This window comes from Metabacillus sp. GQ13 (assembly GCF_059758525.1).
In genome coordinates, this window is sequence record NZ_JCAXET010000028.1 from 15,622 (window position 1) to 37,696 (window position 22,075).

The window sequence follows — 22,075 nt, forward strand, 5'->3', positions numbered from 1 at the left end:
CTGAATAAAATTAGATTATTCAATTATTAAGAAGGAGAAGTAGTATTAAACTTCCTTAATGGAATAAGAGGTTATTGATGGATTTTTCAAAGTTGTTAATACTTATATGTAATTTCACAAGATGTATTCATTCTTGTGTCAAAAAATTGACACTAAGTTTGCTATATGCTCCAATATCTTTGCATCTTGACTCAGTGTATTGGTGATATTCAATTAAATGGCCGATTGCTAAAAAACTACCTGTGATAAATAAAACCTCTTGATTAGTTTTGACGGGCACGAAATGATTTATAAAAAGTGCGGTTAAACCCCGATATAAAGCTATTTCTCCAAATGGTTTAAAATGGTTTATAATTTCAACTTGGCACGAACTTGGCATGGTGTTGGCACGGAAGAAAGAGGGTGAAAAGAGAACTCGCAATCTGTGGGTTCTCTTTCATTTGCTTATTTTTGAATCTAATCTTGTTTTATCTATCTCTTTTGCAGCGGTAAAATATCATCTAGCATCATTTCTTCAAAAGCTTGTTTGACAGATTTCCAATAAGTTAAACGCTTTACTGGATTTTCTGTATTCTCTTTATAACCTTCGTAATTACTTGTTTCTTTTAATTCGGCTTCCCCATTTTGTTTCTTATGAGCTGGATTATGATTAGCTACCATAAATGCTAATTCATCTTCTTGGACCCACCATGTTTTTGCAAAGTCATCAACGAGTGTTTTAATCGTTTGCTGAATCATTTGTTCTAATAAAGAGGATACATGTTGATCACGATAGGCTTCTGGATTTGCTTGAATGTTCGCCCATAATGTTTCCATTAGACTAGCAAGTGTTGGATTTCCTTTTTTCAACCTTGCTAAATACTGACTAATTTCTTCCGCTGTCTTTTCGGCCGGTGGTTGGTTCGCCTTTTTATCGTGCGTATTCGGTAAAAAGGCTTGGATTAGAAGTAAAATGTATTCGTAATTGATTTCTTCAGTTTTTACCGATTCCAACTCATACTCAATATTAACGTCCACATCGTCTTTATCTTCTTTTTCCTTCCGAAGTTTCTCTAATACATTGACGTATTTGCCATGATATTCTTCAATCTGTTCCAGTTGAATTGGATAGTCTGAACCAAGCTGCGCATCACTATACTCGGTATATACCTGAATATTCGCAAAAGCTTTATCTAAAGCTTGATAGGCTTTCGCAAATTTCTTTAATTGTGCTGGTTCTAAGCTCTCTACGTCTATTCCTTCAGGTGTTGGGGCTATTTCACGTAATTCCTTGATTGCTGTTAGAAAGGCTTCGTGTGCTTCCTCCCACGTTGGGGCAACCACTTCATTTTCGCCACCATTTGAATAAAGGACAAGTGCTTGCTTTACTTTTTCTTCAAAAATCGTGGGTATTTGGAATGTCACAACTTGCCCGTATTTTTTCGATTTATCGAACAGACGATTTGTACGTGAAAATGCTTGAATTAAATCATGTGGCTTCATTGCAGGGCGGTCAATGAACAATGTCGATAAACAAGGTGCATCAAACCCGGTTAATAAACGATCCACAACAATGATAATATCCAACTGTTCTGATCTAGGTAAGAACTTCTCTTTTTTACGCGCTAAACGGTCATTGACGTTTCGATTGTATGAACGCATCGTTTCCAATGTATAACTTGTAGCGAAGGCTTCATTGTAATCAAGAAGGGCTTCTTTCATCTTCTCTTGATTTTCGATTGAGGATTCCTCATTCTCGGAAATCGAGTAAGTAATCGCAACCTTCGGAAAGTCAGGTAAAGTAAGCTTCGTTTTTCCACTAATCTCAACGGTTGTTTCACCTGCCTTCACACGTTTAAACAAGTCATAATAGCATTGTGCTTGAGCAATCGAAGAAGTTGTTAGAATCGCATTATACGTCTTACCGACACCATTTTGGAAACCGAGTTTGTTGCGGGATTTATTGACAATTGATTGAATGACCTCTAGCATATGGCGTTCATGTTGATAGACTCGTTTTGGTAAACGTGCTTCTTTATCCGCAAGTGTGAGGTCGTCTAATTCAATTTCACTGTCTAATTGAATCAATGCTTCGTCAAGTTCTTCTTCTGAAAAGGTACTCTTGTATTCAATTTGGAATCCTAGCACCGCTTTATCGTAAATGGCTTCTTTGACCGTATATTCATGTAATCGTCGTCCGTATTGTCCCTCTGTTGTACGAGGAAGGTTGCCTACAGCCTGCTTCGCATTTTCCGCAAAAATAGGTGTACCAGTGAAGCCGTACCATAATGACCGGACAAAAAACTCTTTAATTTCTTGCTGTTTTTGAGGTGAAACCGCTCGGTGACACTCATCTACTACGAACGCTATTTTCAATTGGCGGAGCATAATTGATTTCTTCGTATCGTCTTTTCCAACAAAACGCTTCATAACATGATTAAGCTTTTGAATCGTTGTCACGACTACATTCCGTTCTTCGGACAGTAACTTCTTAATTAAATCATTCACATTGTCCGTTTCATCGATTTCAATCACATCATGTTCTGAATACGATTCGAATGAGCTGCTTGTTTGTTGGTCTAAATCGACACGATCCACGATAAAGATTGTTTTTTGTAAGGACGGAATTTGCAGTAAATTACGTGCTACTTTATACGATGTTAATGTTTTCCCTGAACCGGTTGTATGCCATACATAGCCAGATTCTTGTCTCCTTGAAGCTTCTTTTACTGCTTCTATCGCATGAATTTGATAAGGACGAAGTAAAATCAATGCCTTTTTCGCACTATCAATGACCGTATATTGCGTTACCATTTTATGTGCCTGCGGAATCGAGAGAACATCTTTAGCAAAATCTAAGTAATTATTGACCGGCTGATTTTCACGATCCACCCACTTACTTAAAAACTGCTCGTTCAATTTCTCGTCACGTGCAGTAGCAATATAACGAGTATCTGAGCCATTCGATACTACAAACATCTGTACAGTCGAGAGAATACCTGTAAATTTATCTTCTTTTAGATACTTTTTAATTTGACGAAAACCTTCCATGTACGAGTGCTTTCGATTTTTCAATTCAATATGAATCATTGGCAACCCATTAATTAATAGCGTCACATCAAAGCGACGTTCTTGATCTTCTTTTGTACGTTTATTGCTTTGATATTGATTAATTACTTCATAAGAGGACATACCGCCAGCTATATCAGCACGATTTAATACTTTCAAACGAATCGTACCGAGTGCCGCATCTTCTCGCTGTACTTGAACTTTAGCGATGCCATTTTCACCAGCTAACCATTTCGCCGCTTCGTAAAAATTCACGAAATGAAGCTGATCTTTAATCTGACGGAATTCTTGTTCCGTCAAAGGAACCTCGTTCAGTACATCTTTATTATTGATTTCGAGCTTGTTTTTAAAGTTTTGCCACAAATCATCTTCCGTGTGTAAGTCCCCACGATACGTCCATTGGGATTCACCACGTATTAATTGTTGAATTAAACTATCTTCTAGTTCTGATTCAGGTACAAAAGAATGAACCATACTCTCACCTCATTTAGGCTTTAAACTATTATACGAACATGCGCTTTAATAACGCTTTTTTCAGTTGTTGGTAATCTTCGAGCTTCTTCTCGTGAAGGGTGATTGTATCGTCCAGTTGCTTGAAGAATGTGCCGATTTTTTGTTGTTCTTCGAGAGTTGGTATGAATATAGATTGATTTTTTACCAATTCAGAATTTAAATTTACTTGGGAACCTGGTTGTCCGTATTTTTGCCATTTAGGTCTAAACATTTCTAGCCACTGGAACATATACTCTAAATCAAATTTCGGATTCATAAATACAATAAATCCATCATGAACACCTGTTTTTATATAATTAAGTACAGGCTTACCTACCGTTGCAGCTATACTTAATATTAAATGAGTTTTAGTTAACACCAATGTTTTTTCTTGTCCTAGTTTTGAAATATGCTGTTCTACATGATAAATCCTGCCGTCTTGTTCAGTTACATCAGCAATTCGTAGCCAGCCAATATCGCTATTAGTATCAAACCATTTTGAATCTTGAATCGGTCTGGGACTTGCCCCACGTCTAATATCTGAGAGTTCACCTAAAGTTTTTTCTTCCCAGTACCCACTAAACCCATCGAATCGAATTTTCGGCACACGTTCGCCTTTTTGTGGGAACATTTTTTGCAGCATCGCTTTTTTATATTGTTGCTGCTGTTCGACCAGTTGCTGTTGCAAAGCGATCGTTTCGTCCAATTGTTTGAAGAATGTGCCAATTTTTTGTTGTTCTTCGAATCGTGGAAGGTCAACAACTACCTTAGATAAGTTACTCCAGTCTGAACGTGGCATTTTAGTTCCAGAAGAAGTATACGCCACAGATAGAAACTTAGATGTTTGTATTAAACTATATAAAAAAATGTTTGAAGTTTTCCCCTGAGGATAGAAAGCCCATATTTCACCACTTTTAACACCTTCTGTATCCGATAGCCACCATTTTTTTAAATATGGACGTAATCTACCAAAAAGAATATCTCCTTTTCGATAAATAGAATTTGATTGTGTACGAATCGATAAATCTCCAATTAATACACCCATATCACTCACTAAATTTTCCAATTCTACATCTAAACTGTAATCGTTTTGATTACCTGTTTCCTTACGTATGGACATAATTTCTTCAATCGAAGCTTTTCTCCATTTATCAACAAATCCCCCAAACCTCACATCAGGAATAGCTTTACTCATTCTTCCCACCACCTAATGCTTGAATAAAGTGTTGAAGTTCTTTTTGAGCATCTTCGTTTGTTCCTTCCAATTCATTCAACATCGCAATTAGACTATGTTCGGCTTGTTGGAGTTCTTGCTGTGTTTGTTGCATTGCACCTGATAGCTCAACAAGTGAAATTTCTTCATCTTCCTCAAATGTATCTACATAGCGAGGGATATTTAAGTTGTAATCATTCTCAACGATTTCCTCGAAAGCAGCAAGATGTGCGTATTTTCCAACACCTTCACGTCGAATATATGTTTCAAGTATTTTTTCGATATGTTCATCTTTTATGAAGTTTTGATTTTTACCTTTTTCAAATTCATTTGATGCGTCAATAAATAATACATCTTTTGTTGAACGATTTTTCTTCAAGATGATAACTGTTGTAGGTATAGGTGTATTAAAGAAAATATTCGATGGTAGCCCGATCACCGTATCAATTACGCCATTATCTAATAAAATTTTACGAATCTTACCTTCTGTATTCCCTCTGAATAAAACGCCATGTGGCAACACAATCGCCATAACACCATTGTCTTTCAAGTGATAGAAGCCATGTAGTAAGAAAGCAAAGTCTGCTTTCGATTTCGGTGCTAATACACCATACATTGAAAAGCGTGGATCGTCTAAAAAGCCTTTGTCAGCACTCCAATTAGCGGAATAAGGTGGATTCATTAATACGCCATCAAAGTTCGTTGGTTCATCAGTAGGCCAGTCTTGATCTAATGTATCTGCATTGTTCAAATGTTGGTTGGCGGTATCTACACCATGCAAAATCATGTTCATACGAGCCAAGTTATACGTAGACGTATTTAGCTCTTGTCCAAAGTATGATATCGTTCCGGTTTCATTCGAGTATTTCTTCACGTTTAATAGAAGTGAACCCGATCCCATTGTTGGATCATACACTGAAAAACCTTTTTGATTTTCTTTGCTATGTAAGACGATTCTTGTCATAAGCGTTGAAATGGCTTGTGGCGTGTAAAATTCGCCTGCTTTCTTACCTGAATCCGATGCAAATTGACCGATTAAATATTCATAGGCATCACCTAGCATGTCACCGTCATGTCCTGCAACGTTCAATACGGATAATTCTTTCATCACTTCTGCAATCGTTTGATTTTGTTTTTGAGGTGTTGAACCTAGTTTTTTCGAGTATAGATCGACATCTTCAAATAAATTTTCAAATGTTTCGCTTGATTGCTCAATATTGCGGAAACCCTGTGCTAAATCTTCTAATTGGAATAGCCCTTTATGGATCGCTTGAACAAGTGCTGTAAAGGTTAAGTTAGGTTCAAGCGTGTAAGAAAAGTCGTATTGTAATTCACCAAGTAAATCGTCTTTTACATCTTCATCTTGGTACGCTGCTTCGAAGACTTTTTGTGCGACTTCTAGGTCGGTTGTTTGTTCTTCAAGTAATGATGCAGCATGAATAAGCATCTTATCGGATAAATATTTGTAAAAGACTAAGCCCAATAAATAGCTTTTATATTCGTTTGCGTCCATTTTGGAACGTAAAATATCAGCTGATCTCCATAAAGCTTGATATAAATGTTTTGAATTATTTTCTGCCATGTTGTAATCTCCTACATTCTATTTTTTCTTAGTAGCCCTTATTTCTATTTTACTATAAAGACCAAGGTGTTAATAGGTCCCTTCTATTTAATATAAAAATGCCAACCCTTATAAGGCTGACTCAATGCACAATGATGTTCACTTAATTCAAAACCTTCACTCCGAGTACACTATCGAATGTCACCAATCCGCAGCTCATGCGTTATCGGATCGACATAATGGACATGCCCTGTAATGTGTTTTCTATATAAAAAGACGCCTTCTTATTAAAGAAAAGCGCCTATTGTGAATAAAATAAATGTTAATTATTTATTATATCAATTGCTTTTTCCAAAAGCTCATCTTTTCCTTCTTTAATGCCTTTTATCGAATAATGCTAAAGGAACTTAACTCAAAAATACTTGTTAAAATCCTTGAATAAAAAGATCCACTCTTGGCTAAAGATGGGAATGTAACGTTAGAAGGAGGGTAAACATGAAAATTGAAGAAGCGTTGAATTTAAAGAAAAAGTCGAATATTAATTCGAAAAATGTTATATACTTTGTTGGTTCAATAGAAGAAGACATTGAGGAATACTTTCGGCTTTATCCGAACCCAGTCCTAAAGCAAAAGTATATGCGAATTAAAAAAGAAGATATTTCTGGGGAATTATATGAACTGGAAATTGAGGAAATTAAAGATTTAGGATATTCACCTCCTTATGGTCTTACTCCTAATAACATATTTAGTCTCTTTCAAGTTCCACTTAAGAAGAACGCTGAGATTGAATATATATCAATAAAAAATGCAAAAGTGGGAGTTGAGTACCCTTTAGAACTTTCACAACTAATAAATAGGAACCATAGGAAAAGTAATGACGTGTCAAGCCAAAAAGGCGATTGTGGTTGTGGATGTAATAAAGATTCAAAGGGACCTGGATATTGTGATTCTAGCGGGGCGTGTAACTCAACTTGTCAGTGGTGTAATGGAATAGATAACACTTGTAGATGCAGTGATTGTGCTTGTCATTAATAATGTATTATTTTAGCAGTGCAATTTCTAAAGAAATGCACTGCTTTATTATTTTTATGATTTTTGTTTTCAATAAACAAGAGGTAAATACCTGGTAAACTCCCTGTACAATACTTATTTAGTTAGTCCTTGCAAATTTTTTAGAAATGCATGTAAACTTAACTACTGAACATTTCAACATTATTTCAAGTAATTCATCAGCTGGATAATAATCTTCTATAAATTGAAAAATCATCATTGCATTTATTACAATAAAAAGTGTGCTGCATTGGTTATTCCTCCATTTATAAATCAAGTACCGTCTGCCTAATTTCCTACCCAAAAAACCCTTATAAATCAAAGGTTCAAGCCTTTCGGTTGGAAGAGTAGGAAAAGTAGGTCGGAAAAAGCATACAGTATATTTATTAACCTTTTTCTTTTTGAAGAACGTATTTTCTGTATATAAACATTATATTTAATCCTACTTTTCCTACCTTTCCTACTTTGGATTTAAAACCTTGATATATCAATGTTATTCGAAGTAGGAATTTTTAAAATCAATTTTTGAATTTCCTACTTTTACTACTTATCCTTATCTTCCTCAAAATCAAAATCTAATTCCGCAACAATTCTCTTAAGTCTATTACTCTTGAGTTAGATGCAACTGTTAATCCTATTATTCAAAAGTAATTGTAAGTATCAGTAAAGGGCATCACTTGTGGTGTCTCTCTAGGTGTTACTTACACTTGAAAGGTAGTGGATGCATGCTTAGTGCATTTATTGTGGTCACTTATTCTACTGTTCTATTACTATATGCGCAGCCTACGGCAACAAAGGACGGCACTTCAAGTGTGTGGCGTGACAGTTTACTATAGCGTGACGGGGCTTCAGGTCTCCACCTAGCGGTGGTTGGATGTCTACTGGTGTATTTGTATGAATGGTGGTCTACTAGTGTCTGATGGTCTACTAGTGGCCTCCGGCAAGTGGTTGTGAAACACACTATCGTGTGAGGTTATTAAGAAGATAGATGGCTTAGAAGAATGTGAGTCTATGTTAATAGGTGTGTCTCTCTTATAGCGTTAACCCTAAATGAATAGAAAGTCTTTTGATCTTGAACTTGGTTTTAGGCCTTGACCTTAATTTGTTACGGAAGGGTCGTTTCCAAAAGGACAGACTACGGCTCGGTGGTAGCATCCTCCTCAACCCTCTCAGTGGGCTGTCCTATTCTTGGATATGTGCCACCGTCCACTAGAAGATTCCATCGCTCCCGCTCGGCAAGTGTTAGCGTGCATTGCTTAAAGTAGACTCTGTTTTGAATAATATTTTCTTTCTCTTTTAAGGGAAAACCTTCCAATATTGTGAACTGTGGGCTTTCTTAGACAGCTACCGTTCGTTTCCTTCCTTTGTCAGCTCACTATCTTTATATACCGCAAAAACCTGGGGAAATTCTACCTTGGTCACTATTGTTCACAAAACTTACACATAGCGTTCGATCAATTGTGAACATAATGGGAACAGATTTCTAGGTAATTAGTATTGATATGTAACTTGAAAAGCAAGGCTATCTCCTCCGATTGGTGTAGATGAATTTTGAATTAACCTGAACCCTATTAGGAGTGATATATATATCGAAAGTAGAAGGTATTATACAACCTGATCATGGTGTGTTTGAACCCAAGGCGGTATTAGTAGAGGATTAAAAATTAATTTTGGTGCTCACCCAATAATAAGATTATGTCTATAAAAATACATATAGCCCGTAAATCTAACTATTTAGAGGTACGGGCTTACTTCTAATTTTTTATTCTTTTTACTTTACTGCATCACAGACAATACTTCAGTAGAGGTAACTTCTTGATTAGAAATTACCTCACATTCAAAATCTACTTTACGCCACAATGAGGAATAGACATCTCATTAGCATAGATAACTCGAATCACCCGTTCAGCATTTTTCTCTAAAAGGGAAAACATTAATATATTGCCTTTCTAATACTGGCAGGAGTGTATATTTAATGTAATTTTATAGAATTGACAATAGCTAGTTATCTTAATAAGAAAAGTGAAATACCTTTCACTCTTTTTTTATATTTATTAATACAAAGGAATATTCATTCGAATAAATGACTATTATCAATCATAATCCACTTAAAAATTGGATAAATATTCATCACTATGTAATGTCCATCACCTTTATACTAGATATATAGGAGGAAATTAGAACGTTCAATATAATCTAAATCGTATATTCACTGATTTAACTTAAAAAATACAATGTCTTACTTAAGAATGGTAATAGCTTAGACAACACTACAATAATAGAATCTTTTTACATAGACCAAGAATGTCATAATCCATATTATACTTATGCACATTAGGAAGAAATGGGAACTTAAAAATTGTTTATCAGGAGGAAAAGAAATGACAGAAAATGAAGAATGGTTCGAAGGATTGTCTAAATTGGACTTTATAAATATGCTTAAGCAATTTAACGAAGTACATTATAAATTGCGCCCAATGCTCCCAAGTCTATCAGATAAGATCATCCATACAGATGATGATTATTTACTCAGGTACAATCTAATTAAGGATATTAGCAAGTTAGAAAGTAAAGTTGTTTTAGAAAAATTTGTTTTTTCAATCTCTGAAGAAAAGTTCATTATAGAAGTTCTAAATACTGCTAAGTCTTTTGGTAGAGTAAAGGCACTATTGGTTCTTGTACATAGAGGGATAGAAGTCCCTCTAAAGTAAAAGCATAAAGGTTGTTTCCACTGTGAAAAATAATCACTTGGGCAAACTCTTATTCTTTACTATAGTCAGCAGACAGTATCATTTGAAAGTTCAATTTATACTTGTTGATCTACACTGGTAGAGAACACCTATTTCCTTCGCAGTAAGAATAACAAAAGGGGGGCCAGAGCATCTTTATAATGCACCACGGTGGTAAGTCAACTTATTGCTGGTGGCCTCCGAAAAGTTATTACCGCATATTATCGTGTGAAGTTATTTAGAAGATAGTCTGCTTAATAGAATATGATTCTATGTTGTTAGTATGGTGTATCTATCGTATGACATTAATCCCATAAATGGAAAGGGTTTTGATCTTGGTCTTTGTCTTGACCTTTATTTGTTACGGAAGGGTCGTCTCTAAAAGGGCAGACTTACCTTCGGTGGTGAGAAGACTCCATCGATGCTTTCCTTGGCTATCCTATTCTTGGAGATATCCCACCTTTCCACAGTAAGTTCCTGTCGCTCCCGTTCTATCGGTGATAGCGTTCATTTCTTAAAGTAGACCCTGTTTTGCATGATGTTTTTTCTTTCTTGATAAGTTCGCTTACTTTATTCTGAGATCCCTTTAAATGTTTTTCTTTTTTTGGGTGTCTGATATTAAATATAGAAAATTCCCCTTATTTTGTAAGCTTATTGTCATTTGATAACTATATAAATTCACTATCTTTTAGAAAAGTATGATTGATTATGACTATTAGTCAGTATGAAGTGATACATTCGAAAACTGCCATTAAATTGATCATCCTTATTTTGATGAAGACTCCAGTGGATCTTCCATATAACAAATCTAGTGATTATTATAAATCAAGTGAAGACGCTCAGGTTTTTAGATTATTTAGTTAAGCATGATATTATACTTAGATAATTATATATGGAGGTGCTTATATGTCTAAAGTAGATGATATTATTAAGCAAATTGAGCATTTAAATGATGAGGAACGCAAGAAAATGTTGGAACTTCTTAATAATAAAGAGAATACACATAATGCTCTTGTTTTAAATAAAGGTTATGACTGGTGGAATAACAAGGAAGATGACATTTACAAAAAGTAAGAATTTTAATCAAGACGATGTTTGGGTTGGCTAATGTCATATACAGAGATGTTAATCAATCCAAACATCTCCCTATTGTTTTTGTGTAATTGAGATTACTGTAGATATTGATATTATTATGACACCTGTGACAAGCCAGGTAGTTCGTGGTGAGTTTGTTGTTTTCAGAGAGTATTTCAAGGAAGAAGGTTTATAAAGTCTTCTATTGTAACATGTATAAAAGATTTCTACGCAAGCTAGGCTCTTTGCATGAACATGATTTTTTAGTGATGTAAGAGATTACTTTAAAGAGAATTTTATAGATTTCCGAACAACCTATTTATACCATGATTACACATAAACACATGTATCTTTTAAGGCGTAGACGCTTTAGATAATTATCCTGTCGGTGTATATTCCTCTACTCAGAAATATCCTTTCTAACTATTTGTTATTCGTTTTAGTGATAAAACTTCTGAATATCCACCTTGGAACTTTATGTCTTAAGTATGATACCTATTTCGATTCTCCAACTCATACGGTATCTTGCAAGCATTATTGAGTTAATAGATAAGGGGCCCATTCGTTGTGGCTATATATATATGTTACTTATATGTGAAGGAAATGGAGTAAGGTTAATGCTTTTATTGTGGTCGCTTCTTTTAGTATTGTGCAACTTTCGGCAATTTCTGTCTGAAACAGGCATATTCACCTCTATAAAATGAAAAGGGTAGCCGGAGGCATTACTATTAGTGTATTTTAGGATAGAATTTTATTATCGGTCGTACTTATTCTACTTAGGATACAACAATAATTTACTAGGAGGTTCGAAAATGGAAGATAATAATACTGACTTTTTTCAAATAATATCTAAAAAAATATCGGAGAAAACGATGGTAGGTTTTCCAATTTCACCTGAAGGAGTTTATGAATTAATAGAAGAAACTATTTCAAGTATGACTAATATTCAGACGCTAGAGATACCCATTTTCATACATATAATAACTTCGAAAGAAGACGGTCTTTATTCTGCAAGATGTCCAGTGTTTCACCGATGTAGTGGAATAGGATCGACTGAAAAAGAAGCGGTCGAAAATTTAAAGAAAGAAATTACTGTGTGGAATGAAACTTGTATTAATACAGAAAAGAGAATGAAAATGGAAAAAATGTTTGAAATTATTATTAGTAAAGACCGATTATAAAATTAAAAACTTTTTAACAATCAACATTGAACTTTTATGACCATCTTTAAAAAACATGACTTCTATAGGGCTTTATGTTGTTTTGGAATTAAATTTGATGAGTATACCTATTTTCCGATGCAATGTAGGGCCATTAAAGTTACCTTTAATGCTAAAGTTGATACAGGTCATTTAAGTAACTCGATCAATAAAACCCTTTCCAAAACTTTAGTAACTACACTAATGTCCTTATTACCTTGGATACAAATTCATGTTTTGTCTGAGATTTAATTAGAGGGCTCTTATGAAATGTATGCACAGGACACACCTTTTGTTGATAAGTCAACGACAGGTTCTTTAGTTGAATATTCAATACCATTTGTTATTCATTCAAATGGAAAGAAAGTTACTAAAGAAGAAAGCAAAGATTTTGTTGTTATTATCGATAATCGTTTCTCTTTATTAAAGGATAAATGGTTGAACAATTCCAAGCACTTATGAGAAGACTAGAAGTAGAATTCATGTTCACCCTGCTGTTATTGGCTAGGCACCATCCACAAGAAGATACAATTTAATGTCTCCGGAACAATAGATAAAGGCTACATAGCGTTGAATCATAATAAAAAGGAATGTACCTGTCCCTATATTAATTTCTTTTAAATAGACTTCCACTAAAAATTAAGAAGCTTGATATGTATGAAAAAGGGGGGGGGCACAAAACACCTATGTACGAAGGTTTCAATATAAGCTACTCCCTCTCAGAATTTTTTTAGCTTTTTTACTTTATAGAGGTCTTTTTATTTATAGCTTTGTTATGTTAGATCTATAGAGGATTCATACTGGAGTATTTCATCTTTTTTAATTGATTCTTATTATATGTTCTACTTAATTAGAAAGTGAATCAAGAGTTTAGAAATTAGCGGGTTAATAGAAGCAGCTTATTATAAAGGTTCATATAAGTTCTAAAAGTAAAATTATTCCTTAGTAATTTACTATTTTTGATCAGGAGTGAAAATTATGGAAAATAATAAATATATTCAATGTAAACCCAAAGAAGCAACACATATAAAAATAAAAGATAAAGATATGCCGAATTTAACAATTGGTGAAATTTATGAATATCTATATGATAAAGATCCATCCGAAGAAACACATTATATCGTAATGGATAATGGTAACCTATTTTATGATTTCGAATGTGTAATAGAAGTAGAATATTTAAAGGTTCTGAATAAGTGACTACGTGAATCATTATGTTTGAAAGAGACATTCATTCCATTCTAACACTTCATTTTGACCGGAGAGGTCATACCCTGAAAGTATCACTAAATACTAAACATATTTGCAATAAAACGTTATTACAAAAGTTCTCCAAGTAATAATTATAACTTTTTTTTGCTTACTAATGGATCTTTCAAATTCCTTACTACATTTACATAACCACCAGACTATCTTGTCTGAGGAGATAGCTTTAGATGAAGTTAAATTCTCATTTTTTGTTGGATGCCATAATTTAGCTAAATCTGGTTTCAAAGTAGCTAAATAATTCCCTTTGCAAACTCGCTTTCCATTACAATAAGGACACCCCATTTTATTTCTTCGACGATAGAGAGGATCTTTCCATTCCTGCTTACATTGATTACAATACTATTATACTTCCTTGATTGACATCAGCATTACATCTTTAGATTTAAAAGAACCATTCTTATTATAATTCCAATCTATTGAAATGTCAGGATCCCTAGTTTGAGTTTGTTGACTCGATTCTTCTAGTTCGATTAGCTACACTGGCTTTCCCCCACATGTCCTTCATCACATATCCAATAAAAAAGCATTGGTATTTGCTTTAGATATTTCAAGTGAACTAACATCATTTTGTCTGAATTCCATTCCACCCAACTTTTCAAATCAACATATACATAAAAATACATTATAGGATTTAATGGAAATTTACAATTTATTATCAAATAAGAGTATTTCGACTGAATTTGAAGGAACTCTAGGATGGATGCAATATTCAACTATAAATCTCTCTAAGGTCACATTTAGTGTTTATCTATAAGCACTGAGGTAATTAGTATTCAATGATAACGAGAGATACAATTAGATCAAGAATAATTCGTCCAAAGTATTCCAATGCAATTAAATTAATCAAACACTTAAAACAATAACTTGATAAATAGTGATTAATTTGACGAAGAATCTTAATCTTACACTTAGGAGAAATTACCATGCATACGAAAGTCATCATTAGTAACAAATTAGTAGAAATCACCAAACAATCATATCCCCCAACAACTGAAAGAGCTACTTTAGGCGGGCGCAAACCCTCTACAAATCAAAGTATTGAGAATTACCAAATCAACCAAAAAATAAGCATCAGCCGTGCTAAGAAGAAAATACGCAGATTATTAGAGTGTAACTTTACAGACAATTATACATTAGTAACACTTACTTTTAGATCTACTGTAGAAGTTGATATCAATAGCATTAATGATTGCAACAAATTATTAAGTGATTTTAAGAAGCGCCTTGCCTACTATTTAAAGAAAACTAATCTACCTAATTTTAAGTATTTAGGTGTCATTGAATTTCAAGATAAGAATAGACATGGTGCCATTCATTATCATCTTGTCTGTAATCTTACCGAAGTTCCATTAGAAGCCATACAAGAGCTTTGGGGGTATGGTTGGGCTTATAAGGCTGCAACAACAAAGTCTAACGCTACTGAAAACGAAAAGATTTCTTTCTATTTAAACAAAGGGATTGGAGACCCGAGGCTTAATGGTAAAAAAAGATATTTTCATTCCCACAATCTTAGACAACCAATTGTTCATGAGGTAATGAATCCAACAGAATTTTATGAACATCTTGATGAGTGTCTACCAACTTTTAAACATGGCAAATCCTTTCATTCACCATATACAGGTGAGTCTACATATGAACAATACTATGTTGAAAATGCAAAGGAGCTAATAGAATATGTACAAGAACTTTAATGATTATCCAGACATACTTAATGTATCAGACATACAACATTTGCTTGGAATTGGTAGAAAGCAGGCTTATGAACTAGTGAATTCAGAAATGTTCCATGTAATTCGTATAGGCAAGCGCATCAAAGTTTCAAAAAACGTTTTAATTAATTGGATTGAAGGAGGCAACAATAATGACAAAACAAACTAAATTAGTTCTTTGTGGATCTACTTATTTTGTTTATGATTTCAATAGTAAGTGTAATATTAAATATTTTGGATTTGAAAAGGATATAATTGAAGGTAGCATAATTAACTTAAAAAGATTACTCTTAACAAACTTTGTGAACAATAGGACGCTAGCAACATTTAGACTAAGAATACCTTTGAATATTGAGCATGAAAAGATACAAAACAAAATAAACCACTTTATTAAAAGTCTAAAAAAATCAAGCGGTCACTCAAAAATCAAATACTTGGCTGTGACAGAACCTCCTTCTGAGAAGAAAGTAAAACATGCACATATTAATCTTATAACAGATGTACAAATTTATGACTTAACAAGGTCAATAGAAGTCTTTCTCATCGAGGAAAATCAAGAAAAATTCTTTGAAGAAATTTGGGAAGATGAAGTATCTATATCTGTATATTCTCCAGGTGAGTTGTTGGAAATTTTCACTGACGCTTATAGAAACTCAATCACGAGTGAAAATTACAGTAGATACTCCAAAACATCATTTCAGAGCCGACTTTACCAACCAATAACCCTTTGGAATGATGAGGCTGATGCTTTCATAAAGAAACTCAATATAATAGATTACCCAATTCACCACTCAGATGAGATATATGAAGATAAGACAAGATTCGTTAACATAAATGAATATTCTTTTTATGATACTAGCTCATATACGGGCAGGAACCATTTTAACTGTAACTAAAAACTAAGCAATATTACCCCATGTTATTTACAAGGAACTCACTATAAGAGTTCCTTTTTTTTAAGGACTAATACTGAATATTGAAGTAAATAGGAATAATGCGACTTCTCCTTTTTAAAGAAATTTCATTATTTAATTTTTAGATCTATTTTTACACCGAGGGCACCAGGTCCCAGACCTAATGTTATTTGGTTTAGCTCGCCATATATGCCCTCTATCACATTCCCATTCGAGATGTGACTGACTATCTATATATTCAATTGAATGACATTTCCCGCCTCTTTCTATAGCAATCTTAACCATATCATCCAAAGTTAATTTTCTCTTTCTTGCACTAGCCTTTTTACTACAAATTGAACACCAATTACCCTGTTTTATTCCCCCTGGTGTAGCTTCCCACAAATGGCCTTCTTTACATTCCCAACTTAAATTGATCTTATTATTAACATACGTAGAAGAGAGACATTTCCCTCCACGGTCTTTTGCTATTTTGTGCATATCATTATTTGTTAGCTTGTGATTACCATTACATACCGAGCACCATTGACGACCATTTTTTATATCGTTAGGCCTTGCCAACCAGACATGTCCATATTCACATTCCCACTCTAATTTAGACTTATTTCCATTATAGTGAGTAGATATCAACTTCCCTTTTCTTACAACTGCGAGGTGTTGAAGCTCTTGTAATATATTAGATTGAAAGTAATATTCTTTAAACTCAAAAAGTTTTAAAGATATTATTGGTTTTAACTCATATTCTTCAAGTTGACAATAAATAAACTCAACGAGTTCTTCATCACTAGAAATTGTGAAGGGGATGACAATTAATTTTATCCCTAACCTAGTGCAATATTCCTCTTTCTTTTTATCATATTCCAGTCTTTTTAAAAATTCCTTTTGGCTACGATGGAAAAATTCAATAAATTCATAATGTTGAATACCGTTGTACTCAAAGGCTATGTTCAGTTCCTCATTGTATCCATCTAGTTCAAGACCATTTAATATTTTTTTTGTACTAAGAAATTGTCTTCCAGTAAGTCTCTCAATAATATATCTACATTTATTTTCCATGATATTATATCTGCAATAAGGGCACCAATGCCCATTCTTAATTCCATTTGGTTTTGCTTCAAATCTATGTCCATTTTGACAAAGCCATATTAAGGGGGTATGTGAATTGATGTAATGAGTTGATACACAAGTACCTCCACGTTCAATAGCTATTTCCTGCATTTGTTCAATAGTTAATCTTTTATCTATACCACGTCTTTTAGAAGTACAAATTGTACAAAAACTATTATTGAGAACGGATCTCTTTACTGATGTATATGAAGCTTCAAATATATGCCCCTTATTACATTGCCATGTTAATTTAGTATGGTTATTCGTATATTGAGTTGAGAGACATCTTCCACCCTGATTTTCAGCAATTACTTGCATATCCACAATCGCCTTTTTGACACTTCCAGCACACTCCTTACACCAAGTACCAAACTTTACTTTAGCTGGCCGAGCCATCCAAACATGACCCTTTGAACACTCCCATTCTAAGGGAGTTTTACTACTGACATAATCTATAGAAAGACATTTCCCGCCTCTTGACTGTGCAATTATTCGCATAAGGTCAATATTGTGCATACTAGTCACTTTTTATCTCACTCCTTTATGGTTTCCATCACCTGTTAAGTCCCTATATAAAGGCATTTATTCTTCACTGTAATAAAAATTCATATTAGATTATTACCACATATGTGGGCAAACTCCCTCAACATTATTGCTCAGTACAATAGGTATATGAAATTACGTTTCTTCCTGAAAGGTAGTGGGTACATGATTAATCCAGTTTTAAAAATGGGAACCTACTCTTGGATTTAATATGTATTTGCAGTTTCGGAAACAAAGACGGTATCTCTTGCGTTAGGAATGCTTGTTTTTTATAGCATGGCAATGTAAATCCATCATTGGTCCTCCTGCCGTGATAAGTTGGTACTAGTGGATTGTTTGTTTTCCCAAATAGTAATCCACTAGTGTCTGTTACTCTACTGGTGCCTTCTTTATAGGGTTACGAAACACTATCTTATGATTTAAATTTAAAGAAGTCTGTTTAGAAGAACGAGTCTATATTGATTGAAAAGAGTGGCTATAACTACTTAAGAAGAAAAAAGGTCTCGAACTTTGGCTTCATTTGTCATAAAAGGGCGGTTTTCAATTGATGACTTCCCTTACCTCCGTAGGTAGATTTCAACTAACAATGTTCTATTTTTTGAATACAGCAGCATTTCCGCCTCATTCATTACATTAAGTGCAATGAGTTAAGCCGCCGTAGTATACAGTCTTTTTATACATACTAGAAAATGAGTTTGAAAATAAGTTGATAGATGATATTTGTTATAAACCGATTAATAAGTATTAAAGCGTGTCCATATATAATCAGTAACAGAGTCTAACTTAAAATCACCAGACAGTTTGGCAAAAAACGTCATTTTAATAATCTCGAAGAATTGACAAGAGCTGCACTAATCACTTACACCTTTATATCACTCCAAATAATCAACACCTTATACCTCTTTTGCCAAATCATTATCCACTGACCAATTTATTTTTAATATAAACTTAATACAAATATGTCAAAATCAATCTACAGCATGACCCATGTAACTTAAAGTATCGTTTTACTGCATTTTATAAAAACCTGCTCCCCGCAGGACTTTTTATTCATTTTGGTGTTTTTTCGTAACCAATATCTGAGATGCACCTTGCCTGTTATGATCTCCGTGAATCCATCGCCCCAAATCGTAAACTTCAACGGCAAGTTATACTCCATCGCACATCCTATTTGCTGGTCGAATTCCTCCTTTTCATATTCGTCGATTATCGGTTTTATCTGCCGTTGAGTATCTCTCCATAACTCATGCTGCGCCTTTACCTGTTCGGGCATAAAAAACGCCCCTTGCCATTTCATTTTTCCTCTATCACGTATTACCATAACAATCATCTCCTTTGAAATTATTATACAAGAGCATACGTTCCCTGTTTAACAAAATTAAAAGGACCAATTTTGGTCCTCGCTCATCTTATTTAACTAAAGCGCTCGTTAATGAAAAATAATTATATTTTCACCATACAAATGTAAATGATATGACCATTAACTTCAGTTGTTCCTGTACAGACACCCCTTCGCAAATTGTTATAAATCGTCCAACGAAGAAGATTTCTTTCGTTCATTTATTTTGCCTCAAAGTTCTAGGGGCCTACTCACCTACCATACCGTCATTATCATTATCGCGCATATATGGGTATAACCAATGTTATATTTAGGTTAGATAGGTAAAAGAGTTGATAACAAAAGAACCATATCTATTAGACATATCTAAAATGTATGGTCCTTTATTTATTCGCTTTTTCAATTAACGCTTCCCTATAGTTTAAGTACAACATTTCACAAATTTCTAACTAATAAAAAAAAGACGGTGACTTACATAAGTCATCGCCTGATTTTACTAATTATTCAATGCAATATTAGAATTCCTATCGGTCCCTAAGATTAGCTACTGTAACTACCTATTCTTCCCCGACCGGAAGATCAACAGTAAATGGTTTTAATTCTTCAGAAGAGACAAAGGTTGAAAAATCGAATTGTAAGATAGTATTGTCCAGCTTAAAGTTCTTTATTTTTTCATCTCCGTTTAAATCAAATGTAGATTGGTAGTGTGCTGTTGCTTTATCAATCACTTTTACTTTATTAAATGGAATTCCGTGATTTTTAGGAGGCCACGGATTTTCCGGGTCAATTTTTGATATATATTTCTCATCTACTAACCAAAAAGCATATTTCAAGTTATGATTAATAATATCTAGTTTATGTTGACTCAAGTTTTTCGGGAGCCCTATAAGCTGATAATCAACTACTAGTTTCTCACCGTTTTGTGTAACATCATTTACCTGCAGGCCTAAATTAAGGCGTTGGCTTTTTAAAGTAAATGATTTCTTATCTAATAGCTGCTCTACTTTTGGAACTGCTATATTTAATTGTGGATAAAAAGTTAGTGAAGTAGCACTAGAATTTAGCTTGGTCATCTCTGTCCGAACTGTACTATGATATCCATCTTCTTGTTCAGAATCCTCGAGGTCTGTTTGATTTCCAAATCTATATAAGTTTCCTTTATCATCAACAGCTTTAGAAATAATAATCTCGTCACCCTTGTATTTTTCCACAGTCTCATAAACAAGTGAAGATGAGGCTTTTGCTGTAAGAATTTCTTTAATACGGATTTTGACTCCATCTTCCTGGTATCCTTGCTCATAATTTAGGGCAAGTGGAGTGTTTTTATCTTGTTGAATAGGTATATTAAAATTCCATTCACCTTTTATACCATTGATATTATGAATGGTTATAGGGAGAGTGAAATTCTCATTGAATGATTTATATGGATATTCCATTTTCCATTGAAAGTTATATCCTTTATCTACTTTCTTTATGTCCGTTGACTTTCCGTTCAACCAAGGGTCATGATCCCCTTTATTGTTCTCAAAGTTAACATCAAAACTTACTTCTCCTTTTTCATTTCGCCCATTTTCAACTTCTTCGTCTACAAATCCTGTAATTGACACCACACTGCCATCAAAGTACGCACTAGTCAATTTGACAGTCACTCCATTTTTTGTAATGGCTTGATTTAGTTCAGTAACGGCATTTTGATAAGCTAAATCAACACCTGTTGGATCGTTAAATTCTTGGAAGATTGCTCCTATTAAAGGGGCATTAGCCAATACATTATTCATGGTAGGATTAAAAAATCCGGAGGCCACGGTTATACCAAGAATAGCAGCCGTAGTCGCTACACCAGCAAGAACCTTCTTTTTCTTTCCATATCCTCGATCCACATCTTTGTTTATTCCTTTGTAAATGGCGTTAAAAACTTTCTCTTTTGGCACAGGTATTTGTTCAATTGCATGATTGAGTTCTTTGTTATCCATGGCATTTGTCCTCCTCACTTTTATAAACCTTTTTTAACTCTGCTTTTCCTCTGCTTAAATATGTTTTGACGGTATTCTCTGGGATTTCCATCACACTACTAATCGTTTTGATCGAGTAATCGTAATAGTAGAATAAAATAATGGCTGTACGATAATTCAGTCTTAGCTGCTGAACAGCATGTAGAAGCTGTGAAGACTCTTCAATGTTTGAATTCGATGATTCATCTGGCAACTTTGCTAATAATTCATCACTCATTGGAATGACATTGTCCCTTTTCTTTATCACATGTCCCGAACATCGAATCACAATCCTGGTGAGCCAGGTCGTAAAATACTCCGGATTTCTTAACGATTTGATGGATGTATAGGCCTGATAGGTTGCCTCCTGGACCACGTCCAAAGCATCTGCTTCGTTATGTACATAAAGATAAGCTGTCCGGTAGATTCTTTCAAAGTGATGTTGAACCAACTTTTCAAACGCGTTTTTGTTACCTTTGATTGCTTTTTTAACTAATCGGTGGATTTCCGCTTCCATCAATTTCCCCTCCTTCACCTATTAGTGGACTCTATCATCAATAAAAGTTTCAAGAATTTAAGATTTTTTCAATATCATGCAAATAAAATCCCTAGCTCAAAAAAATAAACAGAAACCATTTTTGGTTTCCGCCATTTTTTTAAGTGTGTACTGCGACATTATACAAAAGCACTTCTTGAACTAAGCTGCTCCGTTAGAATTCTTGTAGATGGTTAATTTTCACCTTTGAAAATAAAAAGGCTCCTCAGTAAGATATGAGTATAGACACCACTCTAACTCAAAAACCTAAGGAGGCAGCCTTACTATGAAGTTTAAAATGC

The 22,075-nt window shown here is 34.1% G+C and carries 17 protein-coding genes; 9 read left to right on the forward strand and 8 right to left on the reverse strand.

The genetic code is table 11. From position 1 onward, the window contains the following. Nucleotides 1-471: 471 nt before the first annotated feature. The 3 genes from AC6CHR_RS23635 to AC6CHR_RS23645 are packed head-to-tail and all read right to left on the reverse strand — an operon-like array spanning nucleotide 472 to nucleotide 6,335. Nucleotides 472-3,522 carry a type I restriction endonuclease subunit R gene (locus AC6CHR_RS23635; RefSeq protein WP_498251594.1) on the reverse strand — a complete coding sequence of 1,017 codons (3,051 nt, stop codon included), beginning with the start codon at nucleotides 3,520-3,522 and terminating at the stop codon, nucleotides 472-474. 28 nt (nucleotides 3,523-3,550) lie between these two features. Continuing rightward, nucleotides 3,551-4,735, reverse strand: coding sequence for a restriction endonuclease subunit S (locus AC6CHR_RS23640; RefSeq protein ID WP_498251595.1), 1,185 nt, complete (start codon nucleotides 4,733-4,735; stop codon nucleotides 3,551-3,553). Further along, nucleotides 4,728-6,335 carry a type I restriction-modification system subunit M gene (locus AC6CHR_RS23645; RefSeq protein WP_498251597.1) on the reverse strand — a complete coding sequence of 536 codons (1,608 nt, stop codon included), beginning with the start codon at nucleotides 6,333-6,335 and terminating at the stop codon, nucleotides 4,728-4,730. The genes AC6CHR_RS23640 and AC6CHR_RS23645 overlap by 8 nt, the downstream gene beginning before the upstream one ends. 474 nt (nucleotides 6,336-6,809) lie before the next feature. On the opposite strand from AC6CHR_RS23645, the gene AC6CHR_RS23650 reads away from it, so the two are divergent. The 6 genes from AC6CHR_RS23650 (at nucleotide 6,810) to AC6CHR_RS23675 (ending at nucleotide 13,566) form a co-directional block, all read left to right on the forward strand. Next, the gene (locus tag AC6CHR_RS23650; protein ID WP_498251598.1) at nucleotides 6,810-7,346 is read left to right on the forward strand and encodes a hypothetical protein; all 537 of its coding nucleotides are present in this window, start codon (nucleotides 6,810-6,812) and stop codon (nucleotides 7,344-7,346) included. A gap of 2,399 nt (nucleotides 7,347-9,745) precedes the next feature. Further along, complete coding sequence (locus AC6CHR_RS23655; RefSeq protein ID WP_498251599.1) at nucleotides 9,746-10,075, forward strand: hypothetical protein; 330 nt, start codon at nucleotides 9,746-9,748, stop codon at nucleotides 10,073-10,075. 924 nt (nucleotides 10,076-10,999) lie between these two features. Continuing rightward, complete coding sequence (locus AC6CHR_RS23660; RefSeq protein ID WP_498251600.1) at nucleotides 11,000-11,167, forward strand: hypothetical protein; 168 nt, start codon at nucleotides 11,000-11,002, stop codon at nucleotides 11,165-11,167. 812 nt (nucleotides 11,168-11,979) lie between these two features. Further along, nucleotides 11,980-12,348: a type II toxin-antitoxin system HicB family antitoxin gene (locus tag AC6CHR_RS23665; protein ID WP_498251601.1), complete on the forward strand. Its 369-nt coding sequence runs from the start codon at nucleotides 11,980-11,982 to the stop codon at nucleotides 12,346-12,348. A gap of 288 nt (nucleotides 12,349-12,636) precedes the next feature. Beyond that, a complete protein-coding gene (locus tag AC6CHR_RS23670) occupies nucleotides 12,637-12,828 on the forward strand; it encodes a hypothetical protein (RefSeq protein WP_498251602.1) in 192 nt (63 codons plus the stop codon). A gap of 516 nt (nucleotides 12,829-13,344) precedes the next feature. Further along, complete coding sequence (locus AC6CHR_RS23675; RefSeq protein WP_498251603.1) at nucleotides 13,345-13,566, forward strand: hypothetical protein; 222 nt, start codon at nucleotides 13,345-13,347, stop codon at nucleotides 13,564-13,566. A 93-nt stretch (nucleotides 13,567-13,659) separates the two neighbouring features. Here the strand turns inward: AC6CHR_RS23675 and AC6CHR_RS23680 are convergent, their stop codons facing one another. Next, nucleotides 13,660-13,917, reverse strand: a complete 258-nt coding sequence (locus AC6CHR_RS23680; RefSeq protein ID WP_498251604.1) for a zinc-ribbon domain-containing protein — start codon at nucleotides 13,915-13,917, stop codon at nucleotides 13,660-13,662. Nucleotides 13,918-14,558: 641 nt separating this feature from the next. On the opposite strand from AC6CHR_RS23680, the gene AC6CHR_RS23685 reads away from it, so the two are divergent. The 3 genes from AC6CHR_RS23685 to AC6CHR_RS23695 are packed head-to-tail and all read left to right on the forward strand — an operon-like array spanning nucleotide 14,559 to nucleotide 16,240. Next, nucleotides 14,559-15,326: a rolling circle replication-associated protein gene (locus tag AC6CHR_RS23685; RefSeq protein WP_498251605.1), complete on the forward strand. Its 768-nt coding sequence runs from the start codon at nucleotides 14,559-14,561 to the stop codon at nucleotides 15,324-15,326. Further along, a complete protein-coding gene (locus tag AC6CHR_RS23690) occupies nucleotides 15,310-15,513 on the forward strand; it encodes a helix-turn-helix domain-containing protein (RefSeq protein ID WP_498251606.1) in 204 nt (67 codons plus the stop codon). Before AC6CHR_RS23685 ends, AC6CHR_RS23690 begins: the two co-directional genes overlap by 17 nt. Continuing rightward, complete coding sequence (locus AC6CHR_RS23695) at nucleotides 15,497-16,240, forward strand: hypothetical protein (protein ID WP_498251607.1); 744 nt, start codon at nucleotides 15,497-15,499, stop codon at nucleotides 16,238-16,240. Before AC6CHR_RS23690 ends, AC6CHR_RS23695 begins: the two co-directional genes overlap by 17 nt. A gap of 132 nt (nucleotides 16,241-16,372) precedes the next feature. Here the strand turns inward: AC6CHR_RS23695 and AC6CHR_RS23700 are convergent, their stop codons facing one another. The 4 genes from AC6CHR_RS23700 to AC6CHR_RS23715 form a co-directional block, all read right to left on the reverse strand. Further along, nucleotides 16,373-17,881, reverse strand: coding sequence for a PDDEXK family nuclease (locus AC6CHR_RS23700; protein WP_498251609.1), 1,509 nt, complete (start codon nucleotides 17,879-17,881; stop codon nucleotides 16,373-16,375). Nucleotides 17,882-18,902: 1,021 nt separating this feature from the next. After that, nucleotides 18,903-19,229 (reverse strand): YolD-like family protein, encoded by a 327-nt coding sequence (locus AC6CHR_RS23705; RefSeq protein ID WP_498251610.1) that lies wholly within the window; start codon nucleotides 19,227-19,229, stop codon nucleotides 18,903-18,905. A 575-nt stretch (nucleotides 19,230-19,804) separates the two neighbouring features. Continuing rightward, a complete protein-coding gene (locus AC6CHR_RS23710) occupies nucleotides 19,805-21,220 on the reverse strand; it encodes a DUF4179 domain-containing protein (protein ID WP_498251611.1) in 1,416 nt (471 codons plus the stop codon). Further along, complete coding sequence (locus AC6CHR_RS23715) at nucleotides 21,213-21,755, reverse strand: sigma-70 family RNA polymerase sigma factor (protein ID WP_498251612.1); 543 nt, start codon at nucleotides 21,753-21,755, stop codon at nucleotides 21,213-21,215. Before AC6CHR_RS23715 ends, AC6CHR_RS23710 begins: the two co-directional genes overlap by 8 nt. Nucleotides 21,756-22,075: the final 320 nt, after the last annotated feature.

Excerpts from the sequence above, each read along its gene's own strand:
- AC6CHR_RS23635 (WP_498251594.1), bottom strand. The coding sequence starts at position 3,522 with ATGGTTCATTCTTTTGTACCTGAATCAGAACTAGAAGATAGTTTAATT.
- AC6CHR_RS23640 (WP_498251595.1), bottom strand. The coding sequence starts at position 4,735 with ATGAGTAAAGCTATTCCTGATGTGAGGTTTGGGGGATTTGTTGATAAA.
- AC6CHR_RS23645 (WP_498251597.1), bottom strand. The coding sequence starts at position 6,335 with ATGGCAGAAAATAATTCAAAACATTTATATCAAGCTTTATGGAGATCA.
- AC6CHR_RS23650 (WP_498251598.1), top strand. The coding sequence starts at position 6,810 with ATGAAAATTGAAGAAGCGTTGAATTTAAAGAAAAAGTCGAATATTAAT.
- AC6CHR_RS23655 (WP_498251599.1), top strand. The coding sequence starts at position 9,746 with ATGACAGAAAATGAAGAATGGTTCGAAGGATTGTCTAAATTGGACTTT.
- AC6CHR_RS23660 (WP_498251600.1), top strand. The coding sequence starts at position 11,000 with ATGTCTAAAGTAGATGATATTATTAAGCAAATTGAGCATTTAAATGAT.
- AC6CHR_RS23665 (WP_498251601.1), top strand. The coding sequence starts at position 11,980 with ATGGAAGATAATAATACTGACTTTTTTCAAATAATATCTAAAAAAATA.
- AC6CHR_RS23670 (WP_498251602.1), top strand. The coding sequence starts at position 12,637 with ATGTATGCACAGGACACACCTTTTGTTGATAAGTCAACGACAGGTTCT.
- AC6CHR_RS23675 (WP_498251603.1), top strand. The coding sequence starts at position 13,345 with ATGGAAAATAATAAATATATTCAATGTAAACCCAAAGAAGCAACACAT.
- AC6CHR_RS23680 (WP_498251604.1), bottom strand. The coding sequence starts at position 13,917 with ATGGGGTGTCCTTATTGTAATGGAAAGCGAGTTTGCAAAGGGAATTAT.
- AC6CHR_RS23685 (WP_498251605.1), top strand. The coding sequence starts at position 14,559 with ATGCATACGAAAGTCATCATTAGTAACAAATTAGTAGAAATCACCAAA.
- AC6CHR_RS23690 (WP_498251606.1), top strand. The coding sequence starts at position 15,310 with ATGTACAAGAACTTTAATGATTATCCAGACATACTTAATGTATCAGAC.
- AC6CHR_RS23695 (WP_498251607.1), top strand. The coding sequence starts at position 15,497 with ATGACAAAACAAACTAAATTAGTTCTTTGTGGATCTACTTATTTTGTT.
- AC6CHR_RS23700 (WP_498251609.1), bottom strand. The coding sequence starts at position 17,881 with ATGCACAATATTGACCTTATGCGAATAATTGCACAGTCAAGAGGCGGG.
- AC6CHR_RS23705 (WP_498251610.1), bottom strand. The coding sequence starts at position 19,229 with ATGGTAATACGTGATAGAGGAAAAATGAAATGGCAAGGGGCGTTTTTT.
- AC6CHR_RS23710 (WP_498251611.1), bottom strand. The coding sequence starts at position 21,220 with ATGGATAACAAAGAACTCAATCATGCAATTGAACAAATACCTGTGCCA.
- AC6CHR_RS23715 (WP_498251612.1), bottom strand. The coding sequence starts at position 21,755 with ATGGAAGCGGAAATCCACCGATTAGTTAAAAAAGCAATCAAAGGTAAC.